A 23,704-nucleotide genomic window follows, 5' to 3' on the forward strand; every position below is an offset into this window, starting at 1 on the left:
CGGTGATAATCAGAATAGTTCCTAATATATCGATTTTATTTAAAGAGAAAGTAATCATCCCGGATAGAACCCCAACAAGGATGACTAAATCAATTAATATGCCTCTAAATATTTTCATACCTCTCCTTTCACAAACAATCACATCGTAAGTAAAACTATAAGATTATGCTGATTATTTAGACGCACTTCATTACAACATGCGCGCATTATGTTTAATTTTTACACGCTTTACATTTCAATTTTCCCATTGCCTTGATGTACCTTTTCCTACTCAAAAATTCATCTCTAATATCATTAATAATATGAAACCAAGAAGAACAGAAAAAGGCTTGCATTTGATTTATAAATTAAACAATTAAGTCATAATGTTTTAAAATAATAAGAAATATTTCACACCCACTTGTCGATATAACCCCCTATTTGATAGAGTCCACTCGCTCATATGAATTGAGTAACCTACTCACAGATAACTTTATTCCGCTCTTGCACAACTTAGCCCTATCCAATTTTGGTTAGGGCTTTTTTTGAGGTAGAAAATGAACTTAGAAAGGATTGACTATTCATCGATTGAGGACTTTGAGATTAGGTTAAAGCCCTTCAATGCCACATACTGGAACAAGATATTAAGTTTTCTCAATTCTATTGATGATGTCACCTCCTTTTCTTGCGATTCAGAAGACAACGTCTTTGTCGAATTAGACTCAAGCTTACTCTTCTACAACTGTGAAAATTCAAATAAATACAAGTTTAATTTCGATAACGTTTTTATTTGTCAGTTTAAGTCTATCGCCAGTGATGGGTATAACATTCGCTTATATTCGAATGGTGTTAATTTTTTATCTATTTAACGGATAGTAAGCCGAAAAAATATGTACGAGAAAACAGATAAGTTATGTCCAAATTGCTTTCGTTGGCTACTAAGAAATACAGCCAAAGGTGAGATATATTGCCCCGATACGATCTCATGCAGAGTGAAGGGCTCATTGAGCATGCCTCCGTTAAAAGTCACCAAAGCGAGGCTGAGAAAAACCTTAGTTAACGAAATTAGAAAAGACAGACAACACCAGAACCTAACGGTCATCAACCGAATTAATAAGCTCTTGAGTTAGAACATAACAAAAGAAGTGCTTTCACTTTGAAGCACTCACCAAAACTTGGATAAAGCGAGCAATCTCGTCCAAACCAATACTGATGAACACGACAACCACCGAGTATGCACATGCTCGGTGGTGGTACTTTATTTAAGCCCTAACAACGTAGAAAACAAAAGGACAAACAACAGATGAAGACTGTTATTCATGAAACCCTATTACGCTTATCCTCAACCCCACAAGAGTCTCATGTTCAAATTAGGCAGGAGCTCTACAACACTCTAAAACTGCCATTCGAGAAGCAGTTAGCGCTATATACCCATGTTCTTGGTCCAGTAAGTTCCGGTCAGCTGTCCAGCAACCATAGCTTAACCAGAGCGGTTGGCGATGCGGAAAGAATCATCCTAAGCAACAAGTAATCGACGGCGAGAAGTCGCTTTCTCACTCCCGCTTAACCAAAAACAGTCGGTCTCGCCGTTTGGATACATAGCGAGACCGACTGTTATATACCGAGTTACCGCTAAGACAATTGGGGATCTATCTCGCCTTATTTCTTTCTAAGTACGAAAAACAGAATAAACATAGAGCCAATTGCTGAGGTCATCAGACCTATGGGTAACTCCTGACCGGGGATCAGCACTCGGCTCATTAAGTCACTGGCTGAGAGCAGCATCGCGCCAATAAAAGCACATAAAGGCAATAGATAACGATGACTCGGTCCGGAAAATGGTTTCGCAAGATGCGGCACGATGAGACCAACAAAGCCAATCACGCCACTTAAAGAGACAAAGATGGCTGTAGAGAGTGCCGATAAGATAAACACGGTCACGCGGAGGAATTTGACGCTTACACCCAGTGAGTTACTGGTGTCCTCATCCACCAACATGGCATCGAGCGAACGCCAGCGCAGCATGGTAAACAGTGCGAGCACAATAACCCCAACAGAGGCAAACGGTAGATTTTCCCATTTTGCCAGCCCTAGTCCCCCCATCGACCAAAAGAGAATATTACTCGCCGAACGTTGATCGCCGGTATAAATCAAATATCCAGTAATGGCACTGAACAGGAACGAAACCGCCAATCCAGATAAGATCAGGCGTTCAACCCCTTGAGATTTTTGCAAAAAGAACACTAGGATGACCGAAGCTGCGGATAAGGTTGCCCCAGCAAATGCTGCCACAGGTAAAGACCATTGACCTAACGCTAAATCGAAATGGCTAATAACCGCAACAACGCCAGCCGATGCACCCGCGGAGAGCCCAAACAAAAATGGATCAGCCAAGTCGTTCTTAGTCACGGTCTGCAATAGCGCCCCCACCATAGCAAGCCCAGCACCAACTAAAATCGCGAGCAGAAATCTAGGAATTCGAATCTCACTCAAAATAACGTTGGTCATTGCAGGTAGCGAGGCGTGGTCAAAGGTAAAAAACTGATAGACCGAGGAAAAGGGTATGTTTATTGTTCCGTAAGAGAGCGAAAGGAACAGTATGACCGATAGCAACATCAGACTTGCCACGATAGCAAGCCAAAACTTTACATTCGAATTACTCATTAATCACGATACCCGCCTCGGGATGGAGCTTGGCTGCAATCTTCTTGATGGCAACCACATTGTTGGGACCTGGCGTCAGCTCACTGTACTTCAACCGCAAAAATTGACCATTTTTCACCGCGTTCGTTTGGCGCATTAGAGGGTTGTCACTCAGGGCTTTTATCGAACTGTTGATCGCTGCATCATCTGAGCTACCATAATCCACCAAAATGATCATATCGGGATTATGAATGGCGACTTTTTCCCATGGTGCGGTGCCCCAACTAAAGTTTTCGTTGCCCATCACGTTGACGCCACCAGCCGCTTTGATCAGCGCGTGAGGCATGGCAAAGCGCCCACTGGTAAAGGGCTGATCAATGCCTGAATCGTAAAGGAACACCTTCTTGGTTGGATAAGCTGCCACCTTTGCCTCTATTTCGTTGAGGTCTTTTTTCCAATTCTCGACTAAGCTCTGTGCTTTATCACTCTTATCGAAGACTTTGCCTAGCTTAAGGACATCGCCGTAAAGCAGCTCCATAGAAGCTTCTTGTTTCTTCTTAGTGATGTGAGCGCAGCTTTCGCTGAGTACCAGCGTCTTGACTCCAAAGTGCGCCAAGTTTTGTGGCGTCAGATCCGAGCCAAATTTTAGACCGTAGTTCCAACCAGCAAACAGGAAGTCCGGATTCTTTTCTAGTAAAGGTTCTAGCGTTAAGTAACGCCCAGAGATTTCGGGAATATCACCTAAGTCTGCCTTGAACTGATCGGATACTTGATACCAACCTGTAATACCATTTACTGCCACCATGTTAGGTTGTAGCCCCAATGCGAACGCCATTTCCGTCATATTGAGATCTTGGAATACCGCTCGTTTTGGTGCTTGTTCAAACGTCAACACGTCCCCGCAGCTTTCAACACTGACTGGGTAATGTGGTTCCGTCGGTGCATTGGTGTTTGCGTAAACAGAGACAGATAAAAACAACGGCATCAAGCATATTTTTTTCACGGTAACTCCTTAATCTATTTCAAAAAAACGGATCGCTTTTCCTGTTGTAGGATGTAAGAAATGAAGGGTATTCAAATCAAAAGTATCTTTTATCCAGTGAGCATTGAGCGTGTTTTCGACCGTATCGCACACCTGCATCTTGCCTCGATTAATGATCATCACTTGGTCGGCAAAGTATTCGGCAAGGTTTAAATCATGTAACACGGCAATCGTTGTAATCTGCTTATCCTTAACGATTTTGAGGAGCTCTATTCTCGCTTTAGGGTCTAAGTGATTCGTCGGCTCATCTAAAAGCAGCAACTTGGGCTCTTGCACTAACACTCGCGCTAAGTTGACGCGCTGAAACTCTCCACCAGAAAGCTGCCCAACTTTTTGCTCTCTTAACGTCTCCAGTCCAAGCTCGGCGATCACCCGGGTAATGCATTCGTTGTCGTATTGGCGTGTGGAATAGTGAAAATGAGGAAATCGCCCCAGAGAAATATAATCAAGCACTCTCATTTGTGGGTCGACGGTATTATTCTGCCCCATAAATGCAATATATCTTGAACGCATTTTATGGTTATAACTCGAAAGTGGTTTACCAAGAAAACTCAATTCACCAAAGAATATATTCACCGTTCCCATAATGGTGCGAATAAAGGTCGATTTTCCGCACCCATTAGGACCAACAACCGCTAAGAACTCTTTCTCTTTTAGACTAAAGCTAATATCCCTAACTAACTCCGTTTTAATGCCCAGTGACAATCCCTTAATGGTTAACACTTCTTTCACATTAATAAGCCTTGCTAGTTAATATTTAGCCATTATCAAATAAAAAAAACCTTAGTCAATAAAAACAGAAAATAAAAAATATGTTTTTAATTATGATTTAGAAATATATTCATTTTACTTAGAAATAGAGCCCTATCCTTTATTCATGTGAAACGAATAGCAAAGTTAATTGAAAAACTACTATATCAAATAGCTAAATTTCCAATCGTGATAATAGATATGAAGTATAGAAAAGTAATTGACTGTAAAACGATAACGCTCAGAGAGTTTTATGTGGAACATCATTACATAATATATCTCTCTGAAGCCAAAGGGCTGGTGTCCATCAATGACAGTAAAATCGCCATTACCTCCCCAACTATCTTGATGATTCCTCAATACAGCCGGGTTTGGTGTGACTTACGCAGCGAGAGCCCGACACAGTGCATTGAGGTTCAAATACTGACTGTCTCCAACCATACGATCGACTCTCTGATTGCTAAAGTTCCACAGCGGGCATTTGGTGCCAATAATATCTCTTACGCTATCAGTGACAACTTCGAGATAAAGGACAGATTCAAAATATTAAAAGAGGGGCATGACACCTTAAGTAACCACGTTTTAAAGACGTTACTGGTTGAGGAGACTCTGTTTTTTATATTCTTAACAATGAGTTACTATGAAATGGATATTGTTCGAATGTTCAAATCCGATCATTACCAATCAAAGCGAGAAGTCATCACTCGGATGATAAGCCAAGATCCGACTCATAAGTGGCAAATTGAGGAGGTCGCCAGCAAGCTGTTCATCTCCTCTTCCACGCTAAGAAGACACTTGAGTAAAGAAGACGTCTCTTTCAGCCAATTGCTGTTAGACGTAAGAATGGGCATTGCACTCAATATGCTGACGTTCACTTCCTACAATGTCAGTGAGATCAGCCATCGTTGCGGCTTTGGTAGTTCGGCTTACTTCTGTGATGCATTCAAACGAAAGTACAGTTTAACGCCCTCAAAATTCAGGCAGTATTCTAGAGAAAACAATGGCTCATCATTGCTGACACTCAAGTATTAATCACTCCCACATAGTCAAACAAACGCAATCAAAACGCAGAGTCCACAAAACCTAAAAAAGCCCAATATTGACGCTAATATTGGGCTTTCTATTATGTTTATAAGAACGGAAGCTTAGCCTTCCACTTTCGCTGGCTCGCCTTTGAACTTGTTTAGCACAGCAGTATGCAGACCATTCTGATATGCCACCGCAACGAGTACAATCACCACACCGATTGACTGCAATAGCGTCACCGACTCACCACTTGTAAATGGTGCAACAAGAACGGTAGTAATTGGGCTTAATAGCAATAGACCTGCGACAACGGTTGGGTCCAAGTTTACCGAACCAATTTGTACAAATACCCAAGCAACCGCATGACCAACAACACCTAAGATCACAATCCAGATCCAGTTGCTCATATTAATCGCATCACCAGCAATCGAACCATCAGCTGCTGATAGTGGCAGTTTGCCGTCGACAAGAACACCCGTGGTAATGTTGAAACCGTGCGTCGTCGCCATAACAATCGCAGCAGGGATAAGCTGAGCAAGGAATACCCACATCAGCGGCTGGAAGTAGCGACCTGCGTTCAGTGTGCCCGACTTACGGCTAGTGTAGAGGTATAGCGCGTAACAAATACCGGATTTAATACCCAGAATCGTACCCACTAGTGCAATTGGGTAGCCCCACATGGTGCTTGGACCTTCAGATGGACCACCTTCTAGAACACCACCGGCTAGAACAATACCGAACAACATAATCGGTACTAGGAACCAGAAGCTTTTCTCCGGCTTAAACTTATCAAACGTCATGGCAAGCAATGGCATGATGATGATCTGTAGGTTAAGCAAGATAGATGAGATACCCGCACCAATAAAGAAGATCGCAAAGTTCCAAGAGGTCATATCAAGACCAAGGAAAATACCGGCAACAATAGCGAGAGCAAAACCAGATTTATTAATTAAGCCTTTCTTTTTAATTTCTGCAACGGCAAATGGAATCAACACTAAGAAGCCGACAAGACAACGTAAGAAGGCGTTGGTTGCTGGTTCAAAGTTTGCTTCTTTTACCATGATTGCCGAGAACGCTAAGGCGAAAATACCAATCATAATAAACATATAAGCAAGTGGTTTGCTCATTTTTTTCTCTGGTCCAGATGTGGACTCGGTTCTAACTTCAGACATAAATAGCCCCAGAATGTAAATAAAAGTAATATTGGATTTTTTAATTAACGCACATTGTTATTTAGCAAAATAAAAATATGCATTAATAAGCCATACCAGTACTCAATGACCGGTATGGCTTAATTAATACAGAGTTAAATAATTTGCGTAGGGAGACGCTAGGGTAAATATCGTTTTTATATTAAAAGAAGATGGATGCTATCTACGGTCAGGCAGCATGCCTTCTTTCAAAATAAAGCTAATAATTTCTTCTAAACCAACACCGTCATGTAAGTTCGCGAAAATAAATGGACGATCGCCACGCATCTTCTTCGCATCACGGTCCATAATATCGAGAGACGCGTGTACATATTCAGCAATGTCGATTTTATTAATGATCAATAGATCTGACTTGGTGATGCCCGGACCACCTTTACGTGGGATCTTGTCACCTGCAGACACATCAATAACGTAAATCGTTAGGTCAGACAGCTCTGGACTGAATGTCGCAGCCAAGTTATCACCACCAGATTCGATCATCACTAGCTCAAGGTCTGGATGACGCGATTGTAAGTCGTTCACCGCCGCTAGGTTCATCGAAGCGTCTTCACGGATAGCAGTATGTGGACAGCCGCCTGTTTCTACGCCAAGAATACGATCTGATGGCAGCGCGTCATGCTTGAGCAAGAAGTCCGCATCTTCACGGGTGTAAATATCGTTCGTTACAACCGCGATGTTGTAATGATCTTTAAGTGCTTTACACAATTTACGTAGCAGCGCTGTTTTACCAGAACCAACAGGACCGCCTACACCAACACGTAAACACTGTGTCATATTAATTTTCCTTTTGTTCTTTAAAGCAAATTAGCTTCGAAATAGTCTTGAATATTGCGTTTCATGTTTTGCACTTCCTAGCGCTAAACCAGGAAGCGTTGGACCTAGCTCCCAATCCTCTAAACTGAGAGCTGATTCGACCGCTTCAACAAGCTTAGGTTGCAATCGAATACACAGACGCTGTGCTGCGGTATGCCCCAGCGGTAGTGCTTTACATGCCACCGCCAATTGGTTTTCTAACCATCCCCATGCAAAGCCAAGCAGGCTCTGTCGAACAGGAATATGGTTAAGCTGTGTAACCCAAGCAAACATGGTCACGTATCCAGGCTCTTGAAGCTGTTTTGCCCCTTCAACATGCAGCTGAGGGTGCATTTCAAGATTGGTCAGTAAGTCTATTAATGCTTGACCAAGACGAATGTCTTCTTCACATAACTCAGAGGTTTCGCGATTCGCTAACAGCCAATCGTTCCAAAACGTCACTTCTTGGCAATCACGATTCGCCCACGAGTGATACAAGCGCGCTAGCACAGGTAATTCACAACGCGCTAAACCGTCATCAAGCACGCCTTCCAGCCATGCACCAAGCTCTTCTTCGTTTTTCACCCAACCAAGCTCAAAAGCACTTTCTAGCCCTTGCGACCAAGCAAACGCACCAATAGGAAGTGCAGGGCTAATAAATTGCATCAAGCCAAGTAGTGCTAGATCACCGACTTCACGATCAGAAGTATTAGTGTTCATGCTGATGCCCGTGGTGATGGTGACCATGAGAGTGATCATGAGATTGCTCACGACCAACATGCGCGTACGCACCGGATTCTGGGTCAAAAGGCGCTTGATGATGCGTCAATGTTGCACCAAGCAGCAGTGCCAATTCTTCAAGCACATGGTCCGGCGTCATTCGTACCCAACAACGTCCGTCTTCATCCTGACCAACCGCAAGTAACGTGTGGCGGTTGCCTAGGTGATAACAAAGGCGAGCGAGAGGAAGCGTGCCGTTGATGTAAGCCGTCGTGACGGGTTCGTTCGCGGCATGGACACGAATCACTTCACCCGTTTTCGCTTCTAGCAGGTCGCCATCACGTAATACTGGTCCACGATCGAGAAACAAACCGACATCATGTCCCTTTTCCGTCACTCCTTTCAGGCGTCCTCGGATACGCAGCTCATAAGGAAGAATAAGACTATCGAATACCTCACATTCCGTATTGGCATCTAATCGTTTTGTTAGTTCAAGCATTGCAAGCCCTTACTGTTAATTAGAACAAATGGTAGCGTTGAGCCAACGGAACTTCTGTTGCTGGTTCACACGTCAATAGAACGCCGTCTGCACTTACTTCATAAGTTTGTGGATCTACGGTCAGTTCAGGACACACGTCGTTGTGCTTCATGTCTTGTTTGGTCTTGTTACGAACGTCTTTACACGCAACAAGCGGACTGTTCAGACCCAGTTTTTCTTCTAGACCTGTGTTCATCGCAGCTTGGCTAACAAACGTCATGCGCGTCGCTGAAACTGCACGACCTAATGAGCCAAACATGTTGCGGTAGTGAACTGGCTGAGGCGTTGAGATCGCCGCGTTTGGATCGCCCATCGCAGCGCCTGCGATCATGCCACCTTTCAAGATGATGGATGGCTTAACGCCGAAGAATGCTGGTTTCCAAAGCACCAAGTCGGCGAATTTACCCACTTCAATCGAGCCCACTTCGTGTGCGATACCGTGAGTGATGGCTGGGTTAATGGTGTATTTCGCGATGTAGCGCTTCGCACGGAAGTTATCTGCGCCAAGATCTTGGTCTTCAGGAAGTAGACCGCGCTGTACTCGCATCTTGTTTGCTGTCTGCCAAGTACGACATACCACTTCACCCACACGTCCCATTGCTTGTGAATCTGATGACATCATCGAGATCACACCCATATCGTGAAGAATGTCTTCTGCGGCAATACTTTCGCGACGAATACGAGAGTCTGCAAACGCAACGTCTTCAGGGATGTTTGGATCTAGGTGGTGACACTCCATCAACATATCCAAGTGCTCATCAACGGTGTTGATGGTGTACGGACGCGTTGGGTTTGTTGAAGACGGCAGTACATTTGGTAGTGCACAAGCGGCAATGATGTCCGGAGCGTGACCACCACCCGCACCTTCAGTGTGGTAGGTATGGATACAACGATCTTTAAATGCAGCTAGCGTATCTTGCAGGAAGCCAGATTCGTTCAAGCTATCTGAGTGAAGCGCAACCTGAACATCGTAGCGATCTGCAACATTCAAGGCGTTGTGAATACATGCAGCAGTCGCACCAAAGTCTTCGTGGATCTTCAGGCTCATCGCGCCCGCTTTAACTTGTTGCTCAAGCGCTTCAGGCGTGCTTGCACTGCCTTTACCCAGTAGACCGATGTTCATTGGTAGATCATCGACCGCTTGCATCATCTTGCCGATGTGCCAAGGACCCGATGTGCTGGTTGTCGCTAGACTGCCCGTTGCAGGACCCGTACCGCCACCAATCATGGTCGTTACACCGCTCATCAGCGCTTCATCGATCTGTTGCGGACAGATAAAGTGGATGTGTGTATCGATACCACCTGCGGTTAGAATTTGGTTCTCACCTGCGATGATTTCAGTACCAGGACCAATGATGATATCAACGTTAGGCTGTACGTCTGGGTTACCTGCTTTACCGATGGCTGCGATACGACCTTGCTTAAGACCAACGTCAGCTTTAACGATGCCCCAGTAATCCATGATGATAACGTTAGTAATAACCGTATCCATCACTGCTTCATCACAACGCTGGCTCTGACCCATACCGTCGCGAATAACTTTACCGCCACCAAATACGACTTCTTCGCCGTAGTGCGTGTGGTCTTTTTCAATCTCAATCCATAGCTCTGTATCACCCAGACGGACTTTGTCGCCCGTTGTAGGACCGTACATGTCTACATACGCTTGTCTAGAAATCTTCATTACTGTTACCTTTACTTAGAATTGTTATCTAGTGAGCCCATCACGTCGCCACGGAAGCCGTAGACTTGACGTAAGCCAGCGAACGGAATCAGTTCCACTTCGCGGGTTTGACCTGGTTCGAATCGGATTGACATGCCAGCGGCGATCGCTAGGCGATGACCGTAAGCAAGCTCTCGGTCAAAAGATAAAGCGCGATTCGCTTCAGCAAAGTGGTAGTGCGAGCCAACCTGAACAGGGCGGTCACCCGTATTAGAAACTTTCACTGGGATCGTTGTGCGGTCAGTACACAGCTCAATGTCATCTGCTTTTAGTTGGTATTCACCTGCAAACATGGCGGTCTCCTTAAATAATCGGGTTATGCACAGTCACTAGCTTTGTGCCGTCAGGGAAAGTTGCTTCTACTTGTACTGTTTCAATCATTTCAGCAATGCCAGGCTGAACATCAGCACGAGTTAAGATTTCACGACCTGCACTCATCATTTCTGCAACGGTGCGCCCTTCACGTGCACCTTCCATGATTGCGCAGCTGATCAGCGCAACAGATTCTGGGTAATTCAGTTTGATGCCTTTTTCTTTGCGTCTTTCAGCAAGCAGACCTGCAGTGAACAAAAGTAATTTGTCTTTATCTCTAGGTGTTAATTCCATCGTTTACTCCGTTTCATGATTTTCAATATAAAATCGCGTTATTAGGCGTTTAATAAGGCGTTATAATTCGAGTTTGATTAAGTCAGCCAGATTCTTGGTATCACCGGTTCCATGCCAATGAGCAGTGGACGCAATACTTCTCTCGCTTGTTGGAATAAGTCCCAAACTTCGTTTCTTTCGGTACCGAGATAGCGAATGACCAACACGCCGCGTCGCTCACTCACCGCCCAGCGATCGGATGCTGGCATGTGCTCTCGAAGTGCTAAGATGGCTTGTTTTGGGTCGTCTAGTCCCACCGCCCACATATTGGCGTGAACCGTTGAACCACCTTGTCCCCACTTACCAGTAAAACGCGGATGAGTCGGGTCGACCGTTTGTCTTTCAAGCCACAGCGGTTTGCCATTTTGGTAGAGGTTAAATTGTTGAGTGATGCACCCACTTTCGAATGGCAGCTCACTGGCAGGTCGCCCAAGAACGGTAATTTCCCAGCCAAGACACTTGGCATTTGTACCCAAGTTGATCGTGCAAGTTTGGTCACCAATAGAACCATCAAAAGCAATCGACTCTTGAGGAAGCCACTCTAAAATGGCGTTATCCTCAACATCCAAGTTGGTGTGTTGTTTCCACGGCACCAAGTTGCGGTCGGCTTTGTATAGCTTGTTTGCGGCGGGGGTTGTCACTAAAGCGTGAGCGTCACTTTGTACACCAATGTTGAAGTTCAGCTCGTCACCACTCACCAAACCACCAGGCGGGTGCAGAATGTAGACATGGCAACAGCCGTCTTTACCCTCAGGATAGAAAGGTCTTTGGACGATCAAGGGTCCAAAGTGTCGTAGGGTATTTAATCGTGTGACACTGGAATTACCTTCAGCATGCGCACCAAATTTTAATGTCAAAGACGCTAACCACTGACGATTGAGACCAAAACCTTGTTCAACACGAGGTGTATTGGTTTTGTCAGTCGTTGTCGTTTGGAAATCTGTCATATGAACATACCTTTCTACCTACCTTTAAATAAAAAATTAGGATTAAAATGCTTATTACCGTTTCATTGGTAACGAGTGAAATAGGTCAAACTTCAACGAATAACGCTGAATAGGAATAGAAATCACGAGTAATAAATGACGCCTAGTGAAAAAGAGATACTTAATAATTATCTTCTTTAATTTCACCTATAGCGTCACTATTAATAAACTTACACAATTACATGGATTTCTATATCGATGCTGTAACGAATGGACACAATATACAGGAATCAAGCGGAGTCTAAATTAGACATTTTGCCCAAAAGATTACAATATAAATGTCAGCATCACTTCATTATTAATGGAATGTTTAAAACTATTTCTGCGTTACTAAATAAGAAATATAAACAGTGAATTTACTCACAATTTCTATCATTGCTAAACGATGAGATAAGAGTGAATTACCGGAAACCGACAAACTTAAACAATGGATTTTCTGAAGCGGCTTCTGAACTGTTGAGGGGTGGTCTGCTTATTTTTTTTAAACACAGTGCAGAAATAGGCAGAGCTCTTAAATCCACTCAGGTTGCTTATCTTCAATATGCTGAAGTTACTGAACTTCAGATACCGAATCGCGACATTGAGCCTCACCTCGTTGAGGATGCAAGAGAAAGACTTCTGCTCTGCTGATAATCCTCTCCTCAAGGTAGAAATGCTGGTAGCCATAGACAAAGCCGCCGCCTCAAGCGTCCAATGCTTCCTCGGTTCACGCATAAGCAGATTGGACAACCTCTCAGAAACCGACAGGTCACTTTTCATGTTTAAGACGATATTGATGTCTTTGTTTTCCAGGTGTAGGTGAATCAGAAGTTCAACCACACTCTGTCTAAGCAGCGCTTTATTCAACCGCCCCATACAACGATGCCCATCAACGACCCGATTCATTAAAAAGACATCACAAAAATCTTTGTTATGAGCTTTTAAGAAATTTCCGCCATCACTCGAACGACACAACTTTCGATTTCTCTTATCAAAGATAAACTTGTTTAACTCATAAAGGTCTTGCTTAATAAAGCCAATATCAAAATCATTTAAGCTAATAAAGTCTAATTCAGACTGTTCAGTTAATTTTGATATATTAACGTGAACAAATGAGTTTTTTGGAATGATAATTAAGCTATTGTTAAACTCCTGAACGGGAGAACCATTAATACTAATGTCTCCTTGATAACCTGAGACTCTGGCAAATATCGTCTTTTTAGTTCTGTAATTGTGTAGCCTAACATTGCTGGCATTAATATTATGAAAAAACATTGCTATCAAATAATTAACATCTATATACTGTCAAGCATACTAGCAAGATAGTCGATTCTTTGTGCGACATGTATAGATAATCAATCCATAAATGAAGTTATATGACTTCAAATCTAAATCGCTCCCCTACCCTTATAGAAAACTGGTCGCAGTAAAAGCAAGAAACTCAACTAGCATAACAAGTACTTCTTGGTGTTAGCCTCAGTTAGGCTTTTGACCACCCCTTCTTGTTCAAGCAGAGTGAGCGCTTTTTCAATAGGCAGTCTTAACAACCCTAGCTTTATCATTAACGTATCGACCGATACTGAAGTGTCGCCGATGGACGACAAGCACTGAACAATGCAATCTCTGGTCTTCCGCTTTGACTCGTAGTTGCTGATAAACCGCCTTTTGACGGCGACCTTCTCTTGCTTGCTCTTACATTGATTACCCAAATCCATACGAAACCAATTTAACTCTTCCAATAACACACTGTATGGCTCACCCAAGTTATCAATGACAACGAACTGCTCATCCGTTGAGTTGATCACGGTGTAATCCACACCTTCCGATATTCTTGTCTCGCACGGTGTTTTTATACTCGAGTAGAAGCGAATGGTGTCACCAAGCAAGCTATCACTCTCTTTCTCCAACTTGCCCGTAGCGACAGCCAAACCAACATCAATCAACTTATAGAATTCACGCACGATTTTGTGTTTTGGCTGATAGGCACAATCCAAGTTCAGCTCGCAGGTTGCACAGTGATAATGACATTTACATTGGATGTAGGATTGGTTGTCACCATCGTAGACCCAGTTATTGCGATAATTAATGTAATACATACTGCCCAGAGCCGTGTGGGTTACATTCACCTTGTTACTTTTTACCAACCGACTCATGGTGGTGACGAGTATCTCTTGGTCATAAACACCCTTGATATAGAGGTTTTGAGAGAGCTCTTTTAGGTTCACCTTTTGCTCAGAGTTAAACAAATAATCAATGATTTGGTTCTCTAAAGCATCAAGGGTGTCGTTTTCTTTTTCCTCAAATTCCTTTTTGAATTTTCGGACCAAGATTTTCAGTTTATCTTTAGCCAGACGTATCACTTGAGCCTTGGAGATATCATGTGTTGGTTCTAACAAGGAATAGAGCTCAAACCCCGCGCCTTCAAACTGTAGGGTGCGACATAAGCCTTGCCTTAACGTTCTAATTTCTTTCTTTTTTCTCCCATCCACAGCATGAACACGCAAGATAAAGTGATGAATCTCTTTCGCAAAAAATACCAATTTCATAATCGTCATTTAAAAATAAAAACCTGAAGAGCTCACTAGTGAGCGTTGGAAAAATCGGCGAGGTTAAATACGCCAGAAACAAGGAGACAAAACGACCACGATAGTGAGGATCTCTAAGCGTCCCATCAGCATTCCGAGGCTCAAAATCCACTTTGCTGCGTCTGGCAGTGTAGAGAAGTTGCCAGTAGGACCAATAATAGAACCGAGACCAGGACCGACATTCGCCACCGAAGTAATGGCACCGGACAAGCTAGTGACAGGGTCTAAGCCTATGATTGCCAATAACATTGCGATAAAAATAATGGTTAATGCATAAACAAAAGCGAATGCCGTTACACCTTGCACAATACTGTCTGACAAACGTGCTTTGTTGTAACGCAAGGTAAAGACGCCAGAAGGGTGTACCAGTTGGAAAACCTGCTTTTTAAGGAGTGAGGTCGCTATCTGAATTCGGAAGATTTTGAAGCCCCCAGACGTTGAGCCAGAGCACGCACCCATCAACAGAATGAAGCAAAACAAAATGGTTGGTAAACTCCCCCAACTGGAGAAATCGTCCAATGCAAAACCCGTGGTGGTCATCACCGTAACGATATTAAAGGTCGCAATACGAATCGCGTCGATAAACGGATAATCGAGCTTCAATGCCAACCAGCAAGCAACAACCAAACTCAACGCAACCACCAACTTAAAATAAGCTCTGATTTGCGCGTCTTTCACTAAACACGACAGACTCTTTTGGTTGATTGCTGCCACAAACTGAATGAATGGCATACCACCCGCAAACATAAAGATGATCGCCACCCAATGAGCCATTGACGAGAAACCATTCATGGAAGCATCGGTCGTTGAGTACCCTCCCGTAGAGACTGTGGTCAGTGCGTGGTTGATTGCGTCAAATATAGTCATGCCAGATAGCAAGTAGCTCATCACACAAAGAAAAGTCAGCAGCAGATAAACAGACAGAATACTCTTGGCAACACTCTTCATTCGAGGTGCACTTTTTGTTGACCAATCAGAGGATTCGGTTTGGAAAAGTCGCATTCCACCAACATTGATCATGGGTAGAATAGCGATAGCCATCACGATGAACCCTACGCCACCAAACCACTGAAGCAGCGAACGCCAAAGCAATATGCTGGGTGCCATGTCATCAAGACCAGCAAGAACCGTAGACCCAGTCGTGGTGATACCAGACATGGTTTCAAAATAAGCGTTAGTGAAGCTGATTTCATTGATGAATACAAAGGGAAGTGACGCAAACGCGCTGCCTAGAACCCAGACTAGTGTGGTGATCAAAAACGCATCTTTTACCTTGAGAGCGAGTGACGTCTTTCCGCCAATCGCCACGCACACTAATCCCCCTACATGGGTAATGATTGCTGATAAACCAAAATCTAACGCCCCTTGAGTCCCTGTCACTACAGCCATCAAAAAAGGGATATACATAAATAATGCGAGTTTAGATAACAGGAATCCCAAAACGAGAAACACTGGTTTATAGCTAATCATTGAAAATCAGTTCATTTATTATTACCAACAACTTTATTATTTATTCAATTTTCCCAATCAAATTCAATTGATATATAAGGTTTAATCAATGACAGATATAATATGAGCAAAAATATAAATAATGATATTTCTTAAGAAGAAACATCAAAACACAATAGGCAGATCGCGCAATGACTTATTCTTATCGTTTCGTTACATTGAGATAAGCAACTGATTAAAAACAATCTGACTTAATACTTATAATTTTATGTTTCTACCTAAAAAGATCCCTCTATTACCTAGTTATTCGATGTCGAGTAACTGCTATATAAACACAGACTTTTCATCCCACTTGAGCAATTGCAGTGAAAAAATTCAAATTACATCATGTTTAACAACGGTTTATGTCAAGTTATACAAAACCACCACTGATTTATATCTCTCGAAGTTTTGTTTGCCATTAAGCTCCATCATGAGCAATGGACTCATCAATTCACTCGACATTCTGCTCAAGAAAAATGACGATACTCTATCTTCCATGGATAAAGATTTACTAACCCATGCCATCTACTTTTTTAGGTCTCAGTTCTCAAACTAACGCTGAGCCGCTATATAACCATCGCCATTAAACATTGTTTTCTTTGGAGTTTTTCCTGAACTCCTGAGGCGTCACACCATACTTCTTCTTAAAGATCGTACAAAAGTACGCCGAGCTATTGAAACCACTGAGCTCACTGATTTTTAAAACATTGTATGACGTGAACGTTAAGTAGTTGATGGAGATACCTAACCTTACATCATTGAGAATGTGCGAGAAGGCTCCCCCTTCCTTAGAGAGGTTTCTCCGTAACGTAGAAGGGCTGGTAAACATACAACTCGCCGCCAAGTCTAACGTCCACTTCTTCGTTGGTTCAGACATAAACAGCTTAGCTAAACGAGAAGACAACGATATGTGATAATCACTGTTAAACAATATGCTGACATCCACACCTTTTTTATACAGCAGTAATACCAAGTGAAAGATACTCTGCTTCAATGCGATATTTTTAATGCTTTTCAGCTTTTGGCAATTATTAAGTTGTCTATTTGAGTAAAAAATTTCGCACAGCTCTTTACTCTTATACAGAATAAATGACTCATTCTTGTTTTTGTTTAAGATGAGGTCATTAAGCTTTTCGAGCTTCACCTTCATCTTTTTGATGTCAGTCTTATTGAGAGTCACGACCTCAAATGAGCTCTCATCCCCCAGCCTAAGCAGATCGCACTCAACCATCGCCCCTTCCGGGATAACCAATAAGCTATTGTTAAACAATGACACTTCGTTTCCATTGATGGCGATGAACCCTTGGTAATTGGAGATCCGAACGAGTAAGCTCCTTTTCGAACGGTAGGGCTTCAATGTGACTTTCTTTGATTGAACTTGATGGAAAAACATATGCGAGTAACCTGATGCTTTTTTCTGAGAGTATCACTCCTCCCACTGAAAACATCATGAGCCATAATCAATGAGATATTTTCAAAATAATATGATGGTATTTCTACATTTCGTATTTATTGGTGTATTTTCTGGTAAAAAAATACAGTTAACATGATAAGCGGCTGTTTATTATAGAAAACAGACAGAAAATCCTGCTCTTGTTATTAAACACCTCATAGTAACAACCATTTAATTATTCTCTCATTCGATATAACACAGCTAGGTTGATACACTATCTAGGTTTCTGTTTGTATTTTTTAAATCACCTGAGATATACCACTATTTTCGAAGGAAGTATGGAGCGAATTATTCGATTTTTTACTTTCGGTCTTTGGGGAACGAAAGAAGAACGACACCTTTCAAGAAAGATCAATCATTCTTACACATCACTAAAAGTCGTTGGCAGAGGGACCGTGTTTATATCTGCCAAAGAGGTTCATCAAGACCTAATGACGAACAATATTTATGAAAGAGCTCGGTTACTGGTTGAGGAGAAATAGTTGTTTTTGTTGCTAATCTTACCAATCTTGGTAAGTGGTTTTTTGGTTTGTCATATCCATCCGTTCTATCGATACAAGGTGCACCGCTATGAAGGGCAGTACCTGTACTTAAAAAGCGCAAACCTAGGCATGATATGTTTGTTTATCGCCTTAGGCTTAGTCTTGATCATTAATCGCTACGCGTATTTTTTCGCAGCCATCACACATGTCGCTCCGATAAAATGGTTACCTGACGCATTGTTGGCACAGACACCTTATGAGTTTACATCGAACCTACTCTATGAACTTGATGCCTTTACCAATCAAGAGGTTATCAATCTCACCTGGGTAACCATGATTACGTTTTCGATGTTGCTTGTGCCTGTATTTTGGTCTCTGCTTGCATACATCAAATATTGCCTTCGCTACATGACGTTAAGCCCAAAAGAGCGACTGAATGCGAGAGTCTTTTCCGACAGCTCACTGGATGACTTTCTCTTTAAATCTGCGTTAGAAAAAGGGGACAAAATGGTCATGCTGACGCTATCGGATAGAAGGTTATATGTGGGGAAAGTGCTCAGCTTAGGCGAGCCCAACGAAGCAGAAGGACTCAACCAGGAGATATCGATAAAACCGGTAATGAGTGGGTATCGAGACAAGGGTACGCTAGAAGTTCACTTTACTAAACACTACGCCAATAGTGATGCAAATGCCGTCACCATCATCAAGCAAGATCTGATCTCCTCAGCTTGCGCTTTTAGCTTTGCAACCTATGAGAAATTGCATCGAAAAGGCTAGAACTTGTGAAAGCGTATCACCCCACCTTCGGTTGATACGCTTGTCATACATCTACGCCGGCTTTACGTTTAAAAGAAACTGCTCTAGAGAACCGATTCCCGCCAGCTCAAAAATCTGATTAAGCACGTTCTGATGGTAATTGTGCATATCATAGATTTCTTCAATCACCTCTTGCTCCATGCTACCGAGAAAAATGCCCGCTAATATCGCGTCAAACCAGCGGAAAGTGCACCGAGCAACGACGTTTTTTACGTTAAGTTCATTTGCCCTAATCGTGATATCCAGCAGCAGTTGGTACTTATAAAAATACAGCTCACTGCCATATTCCTCCGTAATAGGGAACGCCTCCGCTTCCTCGCCAAATATCAACAAGCAATCTTCTATCATTTCTTGATGCTTGGTTTGCACATTGCGTTTGAAATTACTGACTTCCACACCCAACCATGAACCGACCAGCAAGATGTAGCTGTCCATGCCTTGAAGACTCTCAAGTACTTCCTGTTGCTTTTCATAGATGGCCTTTCTCACCGCTGGCACTTTAGCCTTCGGGCATAAACCACGCCAAGCAAGGTCCAATAAAGTCACAAGTTCATTGGGATCTTCGTTATCCGAGTAATAAAAAGTAGAGCGGTTGATGAAGCGATCTGCCAAACGTTGATGTTTATCCCTGTAGAGGTGAATCAGACAGGCATCCGTCGTTTTACAATAGGCTTCACAAGGTATAGAAACATAGTGTGATTGGACACGGTTGACTTGATAGTGCGTGTTCTCGCACGAATGTCCCAGAATGCGTTTTAAGAGGCCCATAAATCTCCTAAAGACCTACAAGAGGTTGATATCCTTAACAAACAAACTTAATGGTGACTCTGCACCCTAGCACGTTGGTTTTTTATTTGGGTCTCATACCGGAAGTTGACGGTTTTTCACTGTAACTTGCTTGAGAATCTAAAGGAGAGAAGCCCTGCGCCGTAACTCATTCAGGAGAAGAAGTACGTCAGATCAAAAAAGCCAGTCTCGCAGGACTGGCTTTTGTTTTGTGGAACGAGGCAGGTTACTTAATAAAAGAAATACAGCCCTGCAGAATCACTAGGTTGACGATGTCGATAAAGAACGCGCCAACAATAGGCACCACCATGAAGGCTTGTGGTGATGGACCGAAGCGGTTAACGATAGAGCCCATGTTCATGACTGCTGTTGGCGTTGCGCCCAGACCAAAGCCACAGTGACCACTTGCGATGACTGCTGCATCGTAGTTGCTGCCCATCACACGGAATGTCACGTAGTAAGCGAAAACCGCCAGAATCACCGATTGCACTGCAAGAATGATGAGGAACGGGATTGCTAAGTCGAAGATGTTCCATAGTTTTAGACTCATTAGCGCCATCGCTAGGAAAAGAGACAGCGAAACCGTACCAAGAATATCGACCGTCTCAACATCCACTTTGCGTACTTTGGTTACTTCCATAATGTTGGTGATCACCACACCGATAAACAGCGCGTAAACAAAGTCCGGAATCATCAACCATTTGATGCCAAAGCTGCTCACCCAACCTTCTAAGTAGCCAGCACCTGTGACACACAGCAAGATGATCGACAAGCTCTCGACCACTTTTTTCGCGGTTACGCGGTCTTCTTCGTGCTCGTTATAGGTCACCAATTCAGGGAAACGTTCGTGAGTCTGGTTGGTGCGTCCGTATTCAGATTCAAGGTTACGTTTATCGATTAAGCGCTGCGCTACTGGGCTACCGATGATGCCACCAATCACCAATCCAAAGGTAGCGGATGCCATCGCCACTTCTAGTACGTTGTGTAAGCCATACATGTCTTGGAAGGTTTGCGACCATGCTGCGCCCGTACCGTGACCGCCCGACAACGTAATCGAGCCGGCAATCAAGCCCATTAGCGGGTCTAAGCCGAGCGCCGTTGCCAAAGAGACACCGACAGCATTTTGGATAAGAATGTACACCGATGCCACAGCTAAGAAGATAAACACCTTAGCGCCGCCTTTAATCAATTGGGTGTAGTTCGCAGCCAAACCAACAGTGGCGAAGAACATCAACATGAAAGTGTTTTGCAGCGGTAAATCGAAAACTAAATCCACGCCATTGAAGTGCATCGCGGTGATCGCACACGCGACAATCAAACCACCCACGATTGGCTCGGGAATATTGAATTTCTTTAAGATCGGTAATTTAGCGTTAACGAATTGTCCCAAGAACAACACACAAATAGCGACGAGAAACGACTCTTGTGGACCGACAGAAATAACCTGATTCATAAAACCTCTTTGCCTCCTTTTTCTCATCCTTTGAGTAACAACTCGCAGGTTGAGCGGTATTTAGGCAGGTCAGAGTGCCTACTGAACGTGTGGTTTTCTAGGGTCCAAACCCACTAAATTCTCATTAAATAAGAAAGCAATAACTCGGATATTCACCCAATTCTCACTCAATGAAAAAACACACTTTTTCACCAAGTTTTGTGGCGCAATTTTCTCGTTTTTTTGGCGCTTCTCAACTTATGAGAAGTGAACAATTTTTTACCAGTTTTTGAAGGCAAAAACGTATGCGATTGCGTGCAAATTTTGCGTGAAACTCTGATGCAAACTTTAGCGAAATTTCATCGGCAAAAGTGATTAAGAAAACAGCGCAAGAAGATTGGCGCTTTCTATCCCATCGCCAAGGTGTTATACATATATATAACACCAACTCAGCCAAGGAAACCAATCATGACGCATTGGCATGATCGCCAACCGATTTTCCGTCAGTTGGCTGACCAGATCACCCAGCAAATATTGCAAGGCATCTGGCAAGAGGGCGAAGCTTTGCCTTCGGTACGCAGTGTCTCTACGGACATGAAGATCAACCACCTGACGGTCATGAAGGGCTATCAGTTATTGGTTGATGAAGGATTGGTTGAGAAGAAACGTGGGCAAGGCATGTTTGTCGCCCAAGGTGCAAAAAAACAGCTGCTTGCTGATGAAAAAGCCCGTTTCCTTGAACAACAAATTCCGCAGATCGCCGACACACTACAACGTCTGGATATGTCTCTTGATGAATTTATCCAACAAATCCAAACACATATTGAAGGTGACCAATGAGCGCATTAGTCAGTGTAAAACACGTCTCCAAGCAATATCGTCAGCAGGGTGAAGCGCTGCATGACGTGAGCTTTGATCTACAAGCAGGCCAAGTGCTTGGCTTGTTAGGTCATAACGGTGCGGGTAAATCGACTCTCATTAACGCCCTACTCGGTGCACACGAATGTCAGGGCACCATTCGCATCAACGGCTTTGAGCCAATCATGCAACGCGACAAAATCATGCAGAGCTTGTCTTACATCTCGGATGTGAACGTTCTGCCAAACTGGATGACCGTTGCTCAGCTGCTCGATTACACCGAGGGCGTACACCCAGGTTTCAATCGCAGCAAAGCCGATGCCATGCTTCGTCAAACCGACATCAAGCCGCGCGCACGTATCAAATCCCTATCGAAAGGCATGAAGGTGCAATTGCACTTGGCTGTCGTCATCGCGACCAATACGCAGATTCTGATTCTGGACGAGCCAACGCTTGGTTTGGATTTGGTTTATCGCGATACCTTCTACCGTCATTTGCTGGAATGGTTCCACGATGACGAGCGTGTGCTGATCATAGCGAGCCATGAAGTATCGGAAATCGAACACCTACTGACGGACGTGCTGATCCTTAAACACGGTCGACCTGTTCTGCAAACCTCAATGGACAGCATCAGCGAAGATTACTTCATTCTCGATGCCAGTGATGAGCATCGCGCACAAATCGAAGCGCTGAAACCACTGTCATCGCAAAAAGGCTTAGGCACGACTAAATGGTTGCTGTCGTCCCAATACGCAGAGCAAGTCGCTGGGCTGGGTGATGTGTATGGCGTCAAGCTTGCGGATCTGTTCTTGGCATTGCAGAAGGAGGCAGCATAATGAAATCGATTGTCGCGATGTTGCGTAAAGAATGGCTAGAGAACCCATTGGTTACACGCGTGCCGTTATTTATGTTTGCCTGTGGTGTGCTGCTGTTTGTCAGCTTGATGAGTAGCTCGACACTGCAACACAATATGTTCTTCCAAATGAGCTTTGGCGGTGATGTCAGTGACATCCACAAAGAGCTCGGCGATGACGTCAACATGCTGATCACAGGTGGCATTGGTTTATTGTCTATCCTGCTTGGCACTCAATACTTCCCAAGAACGCTGCGTAAAGAGCGCTCAGAGGGCAGTATCATGTTTTGGCGCAGTATGCCTGTCAGTGACGTGAAAACCCATCTGGTGAAGCTGATGTTTGGTTTATTGGTGATTCCGTTAGTGTGTTCGGTATTGGTTTTCGCTGCGGACTTTATGCTGTGGATGTTGAATGTCTCAACGGACCACCAGTTGGCGTTATTGTATCGACAAGCATCACTGGGCTTCGTACTGCTGAACTGGGTTGAATTCTTGCTTCGAATGGTAGTGGCTGGCGTGTTGCTATTGCCGCTCGCACTAACCGCAATGGCAATCTCACAGAAAGTGAACTCCCCCTTGTTGGTCATCTTGATTGGTATTTACGCACTGCGCTGGATGCCGATTGCGATGTTCAACTTCTATGGCCTGGATGATTTCTTCTCAGCAATTTTCTATCTACCACTGCACGCGATTCTTGCGCCAAACCCGTTCAGCGCGATTCCAGATGCAGGTTGGATGAACGTTGGGATTTACGCTTTCATCGGTGTGCTTGCTTGGACAGCTAGCATCAAGTTCAGCCGCACCGTGAACTAACAAGCACAAGCAAAACCACACATCAAAAGCGAGGTACTGTCCTCGCTTTTTCATTTTCAGCACCATCAATCTTCATTCTCTTTGCTTCAACGCAAAAATAA

General features: G+C 43.6%; 23 protein-coding genes. 6 read left to right on the forward strand and 17 right to left on the reverse strand.

From position 1 onward, the window contains the following. Positions 1 to 1,282 precede the first annotated feature (1,282 nt). Complete coding sequence (locus ABMY42_RS13965) at positions 1,283 to 1,510, forward strand: PAS factor family protein (protein WP_281187814.1); 228 nt, start codon at positions 1,283 to 1,285, stop codon at positions 1,508 to 1,510. A gap of 128 nt (positions 1,511 to 1,638) precedes the next feature. On the opposite strand, the gene ABMY42_RS13970 is transcribed toward ABMY42_RS13965, so the two are convergent. From ABMY42_RS13970 to ABMY42_RS13980, 3 genes are read right to left on the reverse strand one after another with little or no spacing between them, the layout of a single operon-like run. Continuing rightward, complete coding sequence (locus ABMY42_RS13970) at positions 1,639 to 2,643, reverse strand: iron ABC transporter permease (protein WP_026000287.1); 1,005 nt, start codon at positions 2,641 to 2,643, stop codon at positions 1,639 to 1,641. Beyond that, entirely contained in the window at positions 2,636 to 3,625 is a 990-nt protein-coding gene (locus tag ABMY42_RS13975; RefSeq protein WP_152441974.1) for an ABC transporter substrate-binding protein, read from the reverse strand. The genes ABMY42_RS13970 and ABMY42_RS13975 overlap by 8 nt, the downstream gene beginning before the upstream one ends. Before the next feature lie 9 nt (positions 3,626 to 3,634). Further along, positions 3,635 to 4,396, reverse strand: a complete 762-nt coding sequence (locus ABMY42_RS13980; protein WP_281187813.1) for an ABC transporter ATP-binding protein — start codon at positions 4,394 to 4,396, stop codon at positions 3,635 to 3,637. A 273-nt stretch (positions 4,397 to 4,669) separates the two neighbouring features. Here ABMY42_RS13980 and ABMY42_RS13985 point away from each other — a divergent pair, with 273 nt between their 5' ends. Next, complete coding sequence (locus ABMY42_RS13985) at positions 4,670 to 5,446, forward strand: AraC family transcriptional regulator (RefSeq protein WP_349266446.1); 777 nt, start codon at positions 4,670 to 4,672, stop codon at positions 5,444 to 5,446. Positions 5,447 to 5,559: 113 nt separating this feature from the next. Here the strand turns inward: ABMY42_RS13985 and ABMY42_RS13990 are convergent, their stop codons facing one another. From ABMY42_RS13990 to ABMY42_RS14045, 12 genes are all read right to left on the reverse strand, one after another. Beyond that, the gene (locus ABMY42_RS13990) at positions 5,560 to 6,612 is read right to left on the reverse strand and encodes a DMT family transporter (RefSeq protein ID WP_050935939.1); all 1,053 of its coding nucleotides are present in this window, start codon (positions 6,610 to 6,612) and stop codon (positions 5,560 to 5,562) included. A gap of 198 nt (positions 6,613 to 6,810) precedes the next feature. Next, the gene (gene ureG, locus ABMY42_RS13995) at positions 6,811 to 7,425 is read right to left on the reverse strand and encodes an urease accessory protein UreG (protein WP_009696564.1); all 615 of its coding nucleotides are present in this window, start codon (positions 7,423 to 7,425) and stop codon (positions 6,811 to 6,813) included. 30 nt (positions 7,426 to 7,455) lie between these two features. Further along, the gene (locus tag ABMY42_RS14000; protein ID WP_228558695.1) at positions 7,456 to 8,202 is read right to left on the reverse strand and encodes an urease accessory UreF family protein; all 747 of its coding nucleotides are present in this window, start codon (positions 8,200 to 8,202) and stop codon (positions 7,456 to 7,458) included. Beyond that, on the reverse strand, positions 8,153 to 8,662 hold the full coding sequence (gene ureE, locus ABMY42_RS14005; RefSeq protein WP_009696562.1) for an urease accessory protein UreE: 510 nt from the start codon (positions 8,660 to 8,662) through the stop codon (positions 8,153 to 8,155). The genes ABMY42_RS14000 and ureE overlap by 50 nt, the downstream gene beginning before the upstream one ends. Before the next feature lie 19 nt (positions 8,663 to 8,681). Next, positions 8,682 to 10,385 carry an urease subunit alpha gene (ureC, locus tag ABMY42_RS14010; RefSeq protein WP_009696561.1) on the reverse strand — a complete coding sequence of 568 codons (1,704 nt, stop codon included), beginning with the start codon at positions 10,383 to 10,385 and terminating at the stop codon, positions 8,682 to 8,684. A gap of 11 nt (positions 10,386 to 10,396) precedes the next feature. Next, on the reverse strand, positions 10,397 to 10,717 hold the full coding sequence (locus ABMY42_RS14015; RefSeq protein WP_009696560.1) for an urease subunit beta: 321 nt from the start codon (positions 10,715 to 10,717) through the stop codon (positions 10,397 to 10,399). Between the two features lie 10 nt (positions 10,718 to 10,727). Then, positions 10,728 to 11,030 (reverse strand): urease subunit gamma, encoded by a 303-nt coding sequence (gene ureA / locus ABMY42_RS14020; RefSeq protein WP_009696559.1) that lies wholly within the window; start codon positions 11,028 to 11,030, stop codon positions 10,728 to 10,730. A 77-nt stretch (positions 11,031 to 11,107) separates the two neighbouring features. After that, a complete protein-coding gene (locus ABMY42_RS14025) occupies positions 11,108 to 12,016 on the reverse strand; it encodes an urease accessory protein UreD (protein WP_045455679.1) in 909 nt (302 codons plus the stop codon). Positions 12,017 to 12,475: 459 nt separating this feature from the next. After that, entirely contained in the window at positions 12,476 to 13,309 is an 834-nt protein-coding gene (locus tag ABMY42_RS14030; RefSeq protein WP_349266447.1) for an AraC family transcriptional regulator, read from the reverse strand. Between the two features lie 170 nt (positions 13,310 to 13,479). Further along, positions 13,480 to 14,580 (reverse strand): hypothetical protein, encoded by a 1,101-nt coding sequence (locus ABMY42_RS14035; RefSeq protein WP_349266448.1) that lies wholly within the window; start codon positions 14,578 to 14,580, stop codon positions 13,480 to 13,482. A 63-nt stretch (positions 14,581 to 14,643) separates the two neighbouring features. Beyond that, positions 14,644 to 16,089: a TrkH family potassium uptake protein gene (locus ABMY42_RS14040; RefSeq protein WP_349266449.1), complete on the reverse strand. Its 1,446-nt coding sequence runs from the start codon at positions 16,087 to 16,089 to the stop codon at positions 14,644 to 14,646. Positions 16,090 to 16,693: 604 nt separating this feature from the next. Then, entirely contained in the window at positions 16,694 to 17,386 is a 693-nt protein-coding gene (locus ABMY42_RS14045) for an AraC family transcriptional regulator (protein WP_349266450.1), read from the reverse strand. Between the two features lie 659 nt (positions 17,387 to 18,045). Here ABMY42_RS14045 and ABMY42_RS14050 point away from each other — a divergent pair. Further along, complete coding sequence (locus ABMY42_RS14050; RefSeq protein ID WP_349266451.1) at positions 18,046 to 18,822, forward strand: hypothetical protein; 777 nt, start codon at positions 18,046 to 18,048, stop codon at positions 18,820 to 18,822. Positions 18,823 to 18,873: 51 nt separating this feature from the next. On the opposite strand, the gene ABMY42_RS14055 is transcribed toward ABMY42_RS14050, so the two are convergent. Both ABMY42_RS14055 and gltS read right to left on the reverse strand, forming a co-directional pair. Continuing rightward, positions 18,874 to 19,629 (reverse strand): hypothetical protein, encoded by a 756-nt coding sequence (locus ABMY42_RS14055; protein ID WP_349266452.1) that lies wholly within the window; start codon positions 19,627 to 19,629, stop codon positions 18,874 to 18,876. A 244-nt stretch (positions 19,630 to 19,873) separates the two neighbouring features. Further along, a complete protein-coding gene (gltS, locus tag ABMY42_RS14060) occupies positions 19,874 to 21,100 on the reverse strand; it encodes a sodium/glutamate symporter (RefSeq protein ID WP_020195065.1) in 1,227 nt (408 codons plus the stop codon). A gap of 447 nt (positions 21,101 to 21,547) precedes the next feature. Here gltS and ABMY42_RS14065 point away from each other — a divergent pair, with 447 nt between their 5' ends. Genes ABMY42_RS14065 through ABMY42_RS14075 form a run of 3 tightly spaced genes read left to right on the forward strand, consistent with a single transcriptional unit; the run spans position 21,548 to position 23,603 of the window. After that, entirely contained in the window at positions 21,548 to 21,919 is a 372-nt protein-coding gene (locus ABMY42_RS14065) for a GntR family transcriptional regulator (RefSeq protein WP_050902345.1), read from the forward strand. Then, the gene (locus tag ABMY42_RS14070) at positions 21,916 to 22,773 is read left to right on the forward strand and encodes an ABC transporter ATP-binding protein (RefSeq protein ID WP_069687909.1); all 858 of its coding nucleotides are present in this window, start codon (positions 21,916 to 21,918) and stop codon (positions 22,771 to 22,773) included. Before ABMY42_RS14065 ends, ABMY42_RS14070 begins: the two co-directional genes overlap by 4 nt. Beyond that, on the forward strand, positions 22,773 to 23,603 hold the full coding sequence (locus ABMY42_RS14075; RefSeq protein WP_069687910.1) for a hypothetical protein: 831 nt from the start codon (positions 22,773 to 22,775) through the stop codon (positions 23,601 to 23,603). The genes ABMY42_RS14070 and ABMY42_RS14075 overlap by 1 nt, the downstream gene beginning before the upstream one ends. The last annotated feature ends 101 nt before the right edge of the window (positions 23,604 to 23,704 follow it).

Origin of the sequence: Vibrio sp. SSH13-20 (assembly GCF_040104475.1) — a bacterium.
Lineage (GTDB): Bacteria > Pseudomonadota > Gammaproteobacteria > Enterobacterales > Vibrionaceae > Vibrio > Vibrio harveyi.

Excerpts from the sequence above, each read along its gene's own strand:
- ABMY42_RS13965 (WP_281187814.1), top strand. The coding sequence starts at position 1,283 with ATGAAGACTGTTATTCATGAAACCCTATTACGCTTATCCTCAACCCCA.
- ABMY42_RS13970 (WP_026000287.1), bottom strand. The coding sequence starts at position 2,643 with ATGAGTAATTCGAATGTAAAGTTTTGGCTTGCTATCGTGGCAAGTCTG.
- ABMY42_RS13990 (WP_050935939.1), bottom strand. The coding sequence starts at position 6,612 with ATGTCTGAAGTTAGAACCGAGTCCACATCTGGACCAGAGAAAAAAATG.
- ureG (WP_009696564.1), bottom strand. The coding sequence starts at position 7,425 with ATGACACAGTGTTTACGTGTTGGTGTAGGCGGTCCTGTTGGTTCTGGT.
- ABMY42_RS14000 (WP_228558695.1), bottom strand. The coding sequence starts at position 8,202 with ATGATCACTCTCATGGTCACCATCACCACGGGCATCAGCATGAACACT.
- ureE (WP_009696562.1), bottom strand. The coding sequence starts at position 8,662 with ATGCTTGAACTAACAAAACGATTAGATGCCAATACGGAATGTGAGGTA.
- ureC (WP_009696561.1), bottom strand. The coding sequence starts at position 10,385 with ATGAAGATTTCTAGACAAGCGTATGTAGACATGTACGGTCCTACAACG.
- ABMY42_RS14015 (WP_009696560.1), bottom strand. The coding sequence starts at position 10,717 with ATGTTTGCAGGTGAATACCAACTAAAAGCAGATGACATTGAGCTGTGT.
- ureA (WP_009696559.1), bottom strand. The coding sequence starts at position 11,030 with ATGGAATTAACACCTAGAGATAAAGACAAATTACTTTTGTTCACTGCA.
- ABMY42_RS14025 (WP_045455679.1), bottom strand. The coding sequence starts at position 12,016 with ATGACAGATTTCCAAACGACAACGACTGACAAAACCAATACACCTCGT.
- ABMY42_RS14030 (WP_349266447.1), bottom strand. The coding sequence starts at position 13,309 with ATGTTTTTTCATAATATTAATGCCAGCAATGTTAGGCTACACAATTAC.
- ABMY42_RS14035 (WP_349266448.1), bottom strand. The coding sequence starts at position 14,580 with ATGAAATTGGTATTTTTTGCGAAAGAGATTCATCACTTTATCTTGCGT.
- ABMY42_RS14040 (WP_349266449.1), bottom strand. The coding sequence starts at position 16,089 with ATGATTAGCTATAAACCAGTGTTTCTCGTTTTGGGATTCCTGTTATCT.
- ABMY42_RS14055 (WP_349266452.1), bottom strand. The coding sequence starts at position 19,629 with ATGGGCCTCTTAAAACGCATTCTGGGACATTCGTGCGAGAACACGCAC.
- gltS (WP_020195065.1), bottom strand. The coding sequence starts at position 21,100 with ATGAATCAGGTTATTTCTGTCGGTCCACAAGAGTCGTTTCTCGTCGCT.
- ABMY42_RS14065 (WP_050902345.1), top strand. The coding sequence starts at position 21,548 with ATGACGCATTGGCATGATCGCCAACCGATTTTCCGTCAGTTGGCTGAC.
- ABMY42_RS14070 (WP_069687909.1), top strand. The coding sequence starts at position 21,916 with ATGAGCGCATTAGTCAGTGTAAAACACGTCTCCAAGCAATATCGTCAG.
- ABMY42_RS14075 (WP_069687910.1), top strand. The coding sequence starts at position 22,773 with ATGAAATCGATTGTCGCGATGTTGCGTAAAGAATGGCTAGAGAACCCA.